The organism is Maribacter sp. UBA3344, from assembly GCF_002362375.1.
In the GTDB taxonomy this organism is placed as follows: domain Bacteria; phylum Bacteroidota; class Bacteroidia; order Flavobacteriales; family Flavobacteriaceae; genus Maribacter; species Maribacter dokdonensis.
Window position 1 is genome coordinate 175,097 of record NZ_DERI01000026.1, and the last position, 11,517, is coordinate 186,613.

Consider the following 11,517-nt stretch of genomic DNA (forward strand, 5'->3'; position numbering starts at 1 on the left):
ATGGACATTTTTCAATCCCTTTTCCACTTTTTAATTCAGCACTACTTCATCAATGAAAATCCAACTTTTACCACCAGGATCAGTGTGCCAATCGGGGTTTTTCAAGGGACTCTTAATGGATAGTTTTACATACTTTGCTTGGGTGGTAGGTATATCTAAATCGAAAAAAGTGAGTTTCACCTCGGCATTGGGTTTCTCTTCTCCCATATCTTTTCTCCCTACTTCCTTAAAGTTAGTACCATCATTAGAAACAGATACCACAAAAGATGTGGGGTAAAAAATCCAACTCGCAGGTGCGGACAATGCACCAACAGATACTTTTGAAATGGCGTTCTGCTCTTTCAGCTCTACCACTGCATTCAAGTGCTTTCCTTCAAAACCCAACCAGTTACCATCTACAAAATTGGTAGACCCACGCTTTTGATCCATTAAAGTTTTACCTTTTTTCCCTTGATACTTATCATTGGGCACCGTTAATAAATCTACATCGGCATAGGCTATATTGTTCTTAATAAACGTTCGCTCGGTGATGTTGCTTGGCTCCCATTCTTTTTTTGCAGCAATCGCTTTCACATTTGCCGTTGTCTCTAATGTGATCGCGCCATCATACTTCAAGGAAGATTCCGTTGGCTCAGAGCCATCAAGCGTGTAGTAAATCTCAGTACCATCAAATAGGCTTTCAATAGCTATGGTTAAACTATCACTAAAAAAACTACGGTCACTTATAATGGTGGGCGGATCTAAAACGGTTGCCTTAAATACATCTGCCCCAATTTGCTGAATGGTCACTCCCGGTAAATTCTGCTGTAATTGTGCCAGTCCGTCTTCCGTAACATCAGTTTTCCATAAATAAATATTACGAAGCTTTTTGTTTTCCTTTAAATCAAGAACGATCTTATCGGTAACAGCGGTACCATATAAATTTAATGACTCTAACAGCTCAAGATCACTAAGATATTCCCCAATAGCATCAGTTACTTTAGTATGCTGTAACTTTAATTTCAACAGATTTTTAAACGGTTTCAATTCTGAGGCAAGATCATCGTTAAAATTGCTGAACCCTAAATCTAGTTCCACAATGTTGGATGCATATTCTTCAAGCACTTCTAACGTATCGTCAGTAATAGAATCCATACTTGCCATATTCACCGAGAGCAAGTGATTCTCACTAGATAAGGTTTGAACCGATATACCGGCGTGCCTAACATTTTGCAACCACTGTTGCGGCACTTCCATTGCTTCTTTCGTTAATACGGCAATTGCAGAAGTATCTTGTTCCAATGAAGTTAATATTCCAGCTATATTTCCTTCCCTAGTCAGTTCATTTACTTTACACTCAAAGCAATTGTTATTTTCCATCCACCATTCAAGCAAAGCCTTTTCATTATCGGTCAATTGCACCTTACCTTTTGGAGGCATATGTTCATCATGATCTAAAGGCAGATGCACCCTTTCCAAGAACAAAGATTTTTCTTGACCTGAAATAGTATCTAAAAGACTACCCGTATCACCACCTTTAATAATATCATTAGGTGAACCCATTAGCAAACCACCTTTAGCCTTGCTTTCATTATGGCAGCTTACACATTTAGCGTCAAAAATAGGTTGTATGACTTGGGCGTAAACCTGAGCCTCTTCAATATTTGTAATGACAATAGCCTCTTTCTCATCTACGAATAAATAATCTTCTCCATGGGTCATATTACCGCCAAAGTGACCGGTAAGGCTAATTAATGCCAATACCAATAAAAACGTTGGAATATAGGTTTTTCTAACCCACCCAATTTTACTTCGTTTCACCAAATAGAGAAGTACTGTTGTAACGGTAAACGCAACCGCCATCCACCTATGTAGAAAAAGGGAATCTTCATCATAACCACTTTCCTCTCCGAGGAACCACCCGGTACCCAGTGAAAATATTGCCGTAATACCCGCTACCAAAAGTGTAAATTCTACTACCTCAGCAAAAGATTCTTTTGACTTTAATCTACCATAAACCTCTAAAATAAAGGCAAGCATGATGATACCTATGGGCAGGTGAACAAAAAGCGGGTGCAGGTGTCCTATTTGTATTCCTAATTGAATCATGCTATTGTATAATTATTTCATCTATAAAAACCCAAGGCGTTGTTCCTTTTCCTTGGTGCCATGCTGGAATTTCGCTTAGTGGATGTATTACCACATTCAACGTATTGTACATTCCTGTACTTACCGGTACATGTACAAATGTGGGACTGTTAGGTGTTTCTTGTTCACTCTTTGCAAACGTCCTTTCTCCAATTAATTCGCCCTCATTAAAAACTTCAATTTTACCAGGTGCGAATATCCAGTTGGATTGATTGGTCAATACACTGACCACTATTTTATTGACCGTGCTATTCTTTTCTAGCTGAAGTGATGCCGTTATCTTCTCCGTTTGAAAACCCATCCACTGTTTATCCCCTGCAAATTGGGCACTTCCTTTTTTCAAATCCGATAATCCCATGGCACCCATACCTGAATATTTCTCACTAGGTTCCGGTTTAATTGTTACCTGCTTAATAGCACTATTCTTGGCAATCTTTACCACTTCTAATACAACTTCATCACTTTCTTTATAATCCGGATGAAACATTTTAGCCTTGATTACGGCACTTTCCTGTATTTTCAATGGTTCAGAAAACACCTTTGCGTTTTGATTTACCGAGCTGCCATCCAAGGTATATTTTATTATTGAATTTGGCATATCTATGCTGAAATTGAGCATAGTATACGAATCGAAAAATATGGACGACGCTTGAACACGAGGGTTGGATAATTGAAATAAGGCTGTTGGTGCATGTTCCGTATTTTGAGAAATACAGGCTTGGCACAATAGTAGAACTATAGCTATTGAATAGAAAATTCTTTTGATCATATTCTATTCAGTTTTATAGGGTACGTCTTCCCTGAATTCCACTGGGCAACATATAAATTATCTTCATCATCTACACATACATCATGCGGATGCGTAAATATTTTGATGGATTGATACATGGGCTCCAAACCATTTTTCCCATAAACAGGAGTACATCCGCCAGGTGCGGATATAAGTTTATTTTGCTTATCCAATATGGAGATAAATCCGGTACCATCAGACCCATCACCAGACCAGATAGTTGCCAAATAAATGGTATCACCCTTAATTACCGGTCTACAAATATATGCTCCGGGCAAATCTATACTTGCTATAAATTCCCCATCCATGGTAAACCGTTTCAACTTATTTTGCTGTCTTGCTGTTATTAAAAGTTCGGGAGACTTCCCGCCTCTGGTATCTATACAAATACCGTGGGCATTATTAAAAAGGTGATCTGCATCGCCTTTACCGCCAAAAGTCTGTAACAACTCCCCTTTGGCATTGTACCGCATAATGTATTGAGCGCCATAACCATCGGCAATATATACATCGCCATTTTCAGCAATAGCCGTTTCTGTAGGTATGTATTGCTCCTTGGCAGTATATTTTCCCGATTCCTTGGGATATGAAAAAACTTGTACCACCTTACCGTCTATGGTTGTCTTAATCACCTCATGCCTATTGTTATCCGCTATGTACAGAAAGTCCTCACCATTTTCAACATTCAATGTTAAACCGTGTGCACCGGGATAATCCGTTCCCCAAGTTTCCAACAATTTACCAGAACGGTCATAAACAATAACATTGTTCTTGGTATGGTTGGTTAACAATAAAATCCTGCCCTTGGAATCTTGCACCATTTCATGGCAATCGTTCACCGGATGGTAATTAGAATTCAATGCACCCCAGTTCAAATCTATTTTATACCGGTGACTGCCATGACCAATAACGGCATCTTTATATTCCAATATACTTGCGCCAAAAGAAGAGCAAGTTAAAAGTCCCGCTGAGGCTGCGGCGGTATTTTTTATAAATGTTCTTCTCTGCATTACGATAAAATGTCTTTAACCACATGACCTTCAACATCGGTAAGTCTAAATCGTCTACCTTGATATTTATAGGTGAATTTCTCATGATCAATACCCAACTGATGCAACATAGTAGCCTGAAAATCGTGAACATGCACCGGGTTCTTGGTAATGTTATACCCAAAATCATCGGTTTCACCATACACAATACCCGGTTTAATACCGCCACCAGCCATCCACATGGTAAAACATCTTGGGTGGTGATCCCTACCATAATTGGTATCTGTGAGCAAACCTTGTGAGTAATTGGTTCTACCGAATTCTCCTCCCCAAACCACCAAAGTATCTTCTAGCATACCACGTTGTTTAAGATCCGCCACCAAAGCGGCAGACGCTTGATCCACATCTTTAGCCTGTTTTTCTATTGCTCCGGGAAGGTTATCATGCTGATCCCAGCCCATGTGGTACAATTGTATAAAACGAACATCTTTCTCTGCCAAACGTCTTGCTAAAAGACAATTAGCTGCAAAGGTTCCTGGGATTTTAGCATCCGAACCATACATTTTATAAATATAATCTGGCTCACCATCCGTATTCATGACATCTGGTACAGAAGTTTGCATTCTGTATGCCATTTCATACTGGGCAATTCTACTTTGAATTTCAGGATCGTTAGATTCTTGGTAATGTTGATCATTGAGTTCTGCCAATTTATCAAGCATAGATCTTTTAACATCCGCCGTAGTTCCTTTAGGGTCATTCAAGTATAAAACAGGGTCTTTTGCCGCTCTGAATTGTACTCCTTGATGAAGGGAATGTAAAAACCCGTTACCCCATAGTCGCGTATACAACGGTTGCCCGTTAGGTCTACCCGAACCTCTTGACAGAAGCACCGTAAAAGCGGGTAAATTTTCATTCTCGCTACCCAGCCCGTAACTTAACCACGAGCCAATACTTGGTCTGCCCGGTTGCTGTGATCCCGTTTGAAAAAATGTTACCGCAGGATCATGGTTAATAGCTTCCGTGTACATTGATTTTACAATGCATATATCGTCCACCATTTTGGCGGTATATGGGAAGAGGTCACTTATATATGTGCCATTTTTACCATGTCTTTGAAAACTGAAATTAGAGCCCACCAAAGGAAATCTATCTTGACCGGAAGTCATCCCCGTTAATCGTTGTCCGTTACGAATAGATTCCGGCAGATCTTCACCTCTACGTTTGTTTAAAAGCGGCTTATAATCAAACAACTCCAATTGCGAAGGACCACCACTTTGAAAAAGATAAATGACCCTTTTAATTTTCGATGGATGATGTAGCGAATCCAACACGCCCTTTACTCCAGTAGGTCCGCTATCTGCCGTATATAATCCGTTTTCACCTTTTCTAAATAAGTTTGTACCCAATAAGGAAGCCAATCCAATTCCACCAACTCCCAATGCAGCCTTTCCTAGAAAGGATCTTCTGTTTAAAATTAGCGACCGCTCTTCAACTATTTTCTTTTCGCTCATAATCAGCCTCTATTTATAGTTTCGTCTAAATTCAAAATTGTGTGTGCCGTTAAGGTCATTGCCACTAACTTTTCTTTGTTTAAACCCGTAGGCACTTCACTTCTACCTATGCTTAAATACTCGCTTGTAGAAATATCACCGTTCTCAAATTTCGACAACATTTCAGTATAGTAATCGGTCAAAGACTGTATCTCCGCCTCATTGGGCATACGAGAGGTTGCTTTGTAAAACAGGGTTTTTATCTGCTCGCTCTCCGCATTTGGGTTTGCCTCCATCTCTCCTACGGCGGCAACCCTTGCGGCTTCAACTATTTGTGGATCGTTCAATAATACCAAAGCTTGTAACGGGGTATTGGTCTCTTGCCTTTTAACCGAACAATAATCTCTTGAGCTACTGTCAAAAGTCATCATACTTGGTGGTGGAACGGTACGTTTCCAAAACGTATAAATACTTTTTCTATACACATCTTCACCCTCACTTAAGGTATAGGAAGCCGTACTACCACCACCGCCACCCGTAGTTTCTTCCCAGATACCTTCTGGCTGATAGGGCTTAACACTAGGACCGCCCACTTCCCTATTCAGTAATCCGCTAAACGCCAAGGCTTGATCACGAATAGCCTCGGAAGAAAGTCGTAAACGAGAGGCGCGCGCCAAATATTTATTTTCAGGATCTTGTTCCAATTTCTCGGGACTAGCCTTTGTATCTTGCTGATATGCCTCGGACATTGCAATGTATTTCAACATTTTTCTGGTATCCCAACCTTCAGTTTTGTATTTGATTGCCAGATAATCCAATAATTCAGGGTGTGTAGGCAACGAACCTTGATTACCAAAGTCGAAAGAAGATGCAACAATACCACTACCGAACATTCGCTGCCACAATCTGTTCACCGCAACCCTTGCCGTAAGTGGGTGCTCATCATCAAACAACCATTTTGCCAATCCTAATCTGTTCTTCGGATAGTTATCAAAAGATAAAATGGATTCCGGAGTATCAGGAAATACCTCATCGCCATATTGATCATAAATACCTCTTTTTAAGATAAATGAAGACCTAGGCTGATCCATTTCTTTCATCACCATCACCGGTACCTCTTTCATCTCACTTTTCTCTAGGTTGATGAATCCTAGAATATCGTTCACCTCTTTCTGCGTCACTTTAATGTAAGGTTCGGGCAAATCTGCAGCATTATCCAACAAGCCTTTTTCAGGTATTGTGTTGAAGAAGCTATAAAACTGAAAGTGATCTTTTTGACTAATGGGATCATACTTATGGTCATGGCACCTTGCACATTCTAAGGTAAGCCCCAAAAACGCCGTACCGAGCGTGGTATTTCTATCCTCTACGTATTCAACCCGGTATTCTTCAGGAATCACCCCACCTTCGGCAGTTATCTTGTGATTCCTGTTAAAACCGGTAGCTAATATTTGTTCCAGGTTGGCATTTGGCATTAGATCACCCGCTAATTGATAGGTTACAAACTGGTCATATGGCATATTCTCCTTAAAAGCGTGAATAACCCAATCTCGCCAAGGCCACATGGTACGTTCAAAATCATCTTGATAGCCATGTGTATCTGCGTATCTGGCAATATCCATCCATTCCGCCGCCATATTCTCGGCATAATCCACCGATAACAGCAATGAATCTATAACCTCTTCATATTTTTCTTGTGAAGGATTTGCCGCGAATTTTTCTATTTGCTCTAAAGTGGGTGGCAATCCGGTTAAGTCAAAAGTAATTCTGCGCAATAGTTTTTCACTACTTGCCCGAGAACTAGGGCTCAGCCCTTTTTCGGTCAATTTATTTAAGATAAAAGCATCTATTTCATTGCTGCCCCAAACTTTAGCACCATCATTTTCCGGTACTTCTTGCGGAGTAGGTGGTATAAATGCCCAATGTGTTTTATACTCGGCACCTTGTGCTATCCATTTTTCTAGAATAGCCTTTTCAAAATCCTCTAAAACAAGGTTAGATTCCGGTGGTGGCATGATCAAATTAAGATCATCACTGAAAATACGTTCTACCAAACTACTTTTAGCTGCATTACCGGGCACAATGGCCGCATGGTCCTTAAGTTCGCCCAAAGCCCTGTATGCTTCTTCGGCGGAGTGAAGGGATAGATCACCTTCAACGGCATTCTTATCTGGACCGTGACATATAAAACATCGGTCCGATAGAATAGGCTTTACATGAAAAGTGAAATCGATTTTTTCGGGTATGGCCGTTTCTTTATTGCCATCTTCCAATGCAATTGTCTTATCAGCTTCGGAAGCACAACTGCATAATACACAGCTTGCAAAAACAATAGCAGCAATGCTGAACAATTGGCTCATTACATTCTTGGTCATTGATGGCGGTTTTAAATCTGTAATGAACTTACAAACTTTACCATTTAATAACCGTTAAAATTCGACCAATAACAGAGCAAACAAGCTAAATAATACCAAAATTCGTAAAAATGAAATCATAAAATATGATTATCTCAAAAAATACTTGAAATACTTGTAAAAACAGCAATAAGCAGTAGTGTTTGATTTTACGATAGATACAGATCCACTAGACCTTCTGGTGTAGTTACAAGAATACGCTTATTCTCACGATCTACCTTAGTGATGATATCATCACTTATGGGTATTAATAATTGTGCGCCATCTTTTTCTACCTCAAAGAGCGCTTGTGCAGTTGTATCGTTAACACTTTGTATAATACCAATATCACCGTGAACGGAGTCGATCATAGCAAAACCGATAATCTCATGATAATAGAATTTGTTGCCGGTAAGTTTTGGCAACATGGTAAGGGGCAAATAAAGTCCAGATTTCATGATACGATCTGCATCTGATTCTGATTTCACCTCTTCAAAATCTATACGAAGTAAGTTAGATTTATGAAGTCGGCATCTTTTAATAAAAAATGGAACCAGATTGTTTCCTAAAGAAACAAATACTGATTCCATATTTTCGTATATCTCAGGATCATCGGTATCTAGTTTAACCAATACCTCACCTTTGAAACTATATTTTGAAACGATATTACCTAGGTAGAAACAATCTTCCTTTCGCATCGTTTATTAAAAATTATGCTTTATCGTCTTCAGCAGGAGCTTCAGTAGCTTGTTCTGGCTCACCAGCAGCTTCAACAGCTTCCACTTCCGCTTCAGCGTCTTCACCTTCTGGAGTCTCTGGCAAAGCAGCAGCGGCAGCTTCAGCAGCACGCTTATCGTTTACTTCTTTCTCAGCCTTTAATGCAGCAGCTCTAGCTTCTGCTTTCGCTTTATCCAATCCACCAACTTTATCGGCAATTGCAGCTTCTTTTTCAGTAACCCAAGCGTTGAATTTTTCTTCAGCTTGCTCTTCGGTCAATGCTCCTTTACGAACACCACCTAATAAATGATGCTTTAAAAGTACACCTCTATAAGAAAGAATAGCTTTAGCAGTATCCGTTGGTTGTGCTCCGTTTTGTAACCACTTTACAGAACTATCAACATCAAGTTCAATAGTTGCAGGGTTTGTATTAGGATTGTAGATACCTAATTTTTCCAAAAATTTACCATCTCTTTTAGCTCTTGCATCTGCAGCAACTACCCAATAGAATGGTTTACCTTTTTTACCGTGTCTTTGTAATCTAATTTTTACTGGCATATCACATTAATTTGTAGGGTGCCCGACCCCTGATTATTAATTCTAGTTTTTTAACTCGTTCGCCATCAATAAGCAAAGCCCATCTGAAAGCGGGTGCAAATATAATTCAAAATGCTGAATTGGCAACAATGTTTTAAAGTTATTTGAATCAACAAACCCAAAATTCTTTTCAAGCTCTAAAAACACTCAAATTCAATTATTTAAATCAGGAATAGCCCAAATAAAAATAGCTAAAAAATCACCCGTTGATAACTCTTAGCAACTACGTTTTCACCAACACCTCCTTTTTCGTAATTTTATAGGCACTTTTTAGGTCAAAATTCTGACCTCTTTTGAACACTCAGAAAACACGATATGTACCTTATTTTTGATACCGAAACCACCGGTCTTCCAAAAAATTGGAATGCCCCTATTACTGACACGGACAACTGGCCACGTTGTATACAGATCGCTTGGCAGTTGCATGATGAAATGGGTAATTGTATTGAACATCAAGATTATTTGGTGCGCCCAGACGGATTCAACATACCCTATGATGCTGAACAGATCCACGGGATTTCTACAGAACTTGCCGAGCAACAAGGTGTATCTCTTGCAGAGGTTTTAGAGAAATTCAACATTGCTATGTCCAAAACAAAATTCATTGTTGGGCAAAATGTTGGATTCGATGTGAATATCATGGGAGCGGAATTTCACCGTTTAGGTGTTGAAAACCCATTACAAGAACTTCCTGTTTTAGACACTTGTACAGAACACACTGCACAACTATGCCAAATACCCGGTGGTCGTGGTGGTAAGTTCAAATTACCCACACTGACAGAACTGCATGAATTTTTGTTTGGCGAACCATTCGGTGAAGCCCACAATGCAACCGCCGATGTTGAAGCTACCACACGTTGTTTTCTAGAACTTATACGAAAGCAACAATATACCAAAGAACAATTAGACGTTCAACCCGATTATTTCAAGAATTTCTCCGAAGCTAATCCGCAAGAGATTCAACTTATCGGTCTTAAGCATATCAACCTTAAAAAAGCATCGAAAAAAATTGCCGATGCCCTATGGGAACAAGATACGGGCGGAGTTTCACAAGAAGAAATACAGGAGAACCTAGCGACATTAGAAAATGCAAGTTTTGCGCATTTACATAACCATACGCAATTCTCTATTCTACAGTCCACCATAAGTGTTCCTGATCTAGTAGCGGCAGCCGCCAAGGCAAAAATGCCGGCAGTAGCTATGACGGACCATGCGAATATGATGGGCGCCTTTCATTTCGTCAACGGCGTACTCAATCATAATAAAGGAGTAGAATCCAGGAACGAAGCCAATCAAAAGCGCTATGAGGCTACCCAAAACGGAACGCTGGAAGAAGGTCAAGAACCTTTAGAGGAATTGCCCGAACCAGAACAAGAGATCACACCCATAATTGGTTGTGAATTTCAAGTATGTGAAGACCATACCAACAAATCTCAAAAAGATAATGGATACCAAATAGTCATGCTTGCCAAGAGCAAAAAAGGGTATCTGAATTTGGCAAAAATGTCTTCAATAGCCTTTGTAGACGGTAAATACTACGTACCACGTATTGATAAGAAAATTGTTGAGCAGTACAAGGAAGACGTCATGGTACTTACCGGTAACTTATATGGTGAAGTTCCAAGTAAAGTACTGAACGTAGGTGAAAATCAGGCTGAAGAGGCATTACTTTGGTGGAAAGAAACCTTTGGCGACGATCTCTACATAGAAATTATGCGCCATGGTCAAGAAGATGAAGACCGTGTGAACCAAGTTTTAATACAGTTCGCAAAAAAGCACAATGTTAAGCTCGTTGCTACCAATAACACGTATTATGCAGAGAAAGAAAATGCCCATGCGCATGATATTCTTTTATGTGTAAAAGATGGGGAAAAACAATCGACTCCCATAGGTCGTGGTCGTGGTTACCGCTATGGCTTGCCCAACCAAGAATACTACTTTAAATCATCTGATGAGATGAAGGAGCTTTTTAAGGATATTCCTGAAGCCATCATCAATATTCAAGAAATTATAGACAAGGTAGAAACCTTTACTCTTGCACGTGACGTACTGTTACCTGCTTTTGATATTCCAGAAGAGTTTCAATTCGAAGAAGATAAATTAGACGGAGGCAAACGTGGTGAGAACAAATTTCTAAGACACATTACCTATGAAGGTGCCAAAAAGAGATATGGGGAGATTACGCCCGAAATTGATGAACGGTTAGACTTTGAACTCAAGGTAATTGAAAAGACCGGCTACCCAGGGTATTTCTTGATTGTGGAAGATTTCATAAGGGCGGCAAGGCAAATGGATGTATCCGTTGGTCCGGGTCGTGGATCGGCTGCGGGATCTGCAGTTGCCTATTGCTTATGGATTACGAATTTAGACCCTATTAAGTACGATTTACTTTTTGAGCGTTTCCTAAATCC

Annotated in this window: 8 protein-coding genes; 1 reads left to right on the forward strand and 7 read right to left on the reverse strand. The window is 39.8% G+C overall.

Annotated features, from left to right (window positions below; all coding sequences use genetic code 11):
• Window positions 1-30 precede the first annotated feature (30 nt).
• From B2Z27_RS16475 to B2Z27_RS16505, 7 genes are all read right to left on the reverse strand, one after another.
• The gene (locus B2Z27_RS16475) at window positions 31-2,088 is read right to left on the reverse strand and encodes an FN3 associated domain-containing protein (RefSeq protein ID WP_286814464.1); all 2,058 of its coding nucleotides are present in this window, start codon (window positions 2,086-2,088) and stop codon (window positions 31-33) included.
• A gap of 1 nt (window position 2,089) precedes the next feature.
• The gene (locus tag B2Z27_RS16480) at window positions 2,090-2,896 is read right to left on the reverse strand and encodes a chitobiase/beta-hexosaminidase C-terminal domain-containing protein (RefSeq protein WP_286814465.1); all 807 of its coding nucleotides are present in this window, start codon (window positions 2,894-2,896) and stop codon (window positions 2,090-2,092) included.
• Complete coding sequence (locus tag B2Z27_RS16485; RefSeq protein ID WP_286814466.1) at window positions 2,893-3,927, reverse strand: 6-bladed beta-propeller; 1,035 nt, start codon at window positions 3,925-3,927, stop codon at window positions 2,893-2,895. Before B2Z27_RS16485 ends, B2Z27_RS16480 begins: the two co-directional genes overlap by 4 nt.
• On the reverse strand, window positions 3,927-5,420 hold the full coding sequence (locus B2Z27_RS16490; protein ID WP_286814467.1) for a DUF1501 domain-containing protein: 1,494 nt from the start codon (window positions 5,418-5,420) through the stop codon (window positions 3,927-3,929). Before B2Z27_RS16490 ends, B2Z27_RS16485 begins: the two co-directional genes overlap by 1 nt.
• A gap of 2 nt (window positions 5,421-5,422) precedes the next feature.
• Window positions 5,423-7,774 carry a PSD1 and planctomycete cytochrome C domain-containing protein gene (locus B2Z27_RS16495; protein ID WP_286814468.1) on the reverse strand — a complete coding sequence of 784 codons (2,352 nt, stop codon included), beginning with the start codon at window positions 7,772-7,774 and terminating at the stop codon, window positions 5,423-5,425.
• Window positions 7,775-7,962: 188 nt separating this feature from the next.
• Window positions 7,963-8,490 carry a ribosome maturation factor RimM gene (gene rimM / locus B2Z27_RS16500; RefSeq protein ID WP_058104061.1) on the reverse strand — a complete coding sequence of 176 codons (528 nt, stop codon included), beginning with the start codon at window positions 8,488-8,490 and terminating at the stop codon, window positions 7,963-7,965.
• A 13-nt stretch (window positions 8,491-8,503) separates the two neighbouring features.
• Window positions 8,504-9,067, reverse strand: coding sequence for a 30S ribosomal protein S16 (locus tag B2Z27_RS16505; RefSeq protein ID WP_091607202.1), 564 nt, complete (start codon window positions 9,065-9,067; stop codon window positions 8,504-8,506).
• A gap of 354 nt (window positions 9,068-9,421) precedes the next feature.
• Here B2Z27_RS16505 and B2Z27_RS16510 point away from each other — a divergent pair.
• A partial coding sequence (locus B2Z27_RS16510; protein WP_286814469.1) for a DNA polymerase III subunit alpha occupies window positions 9,422-11,517 on the forward strand: 2,096 nt, incomplete at its 3' end.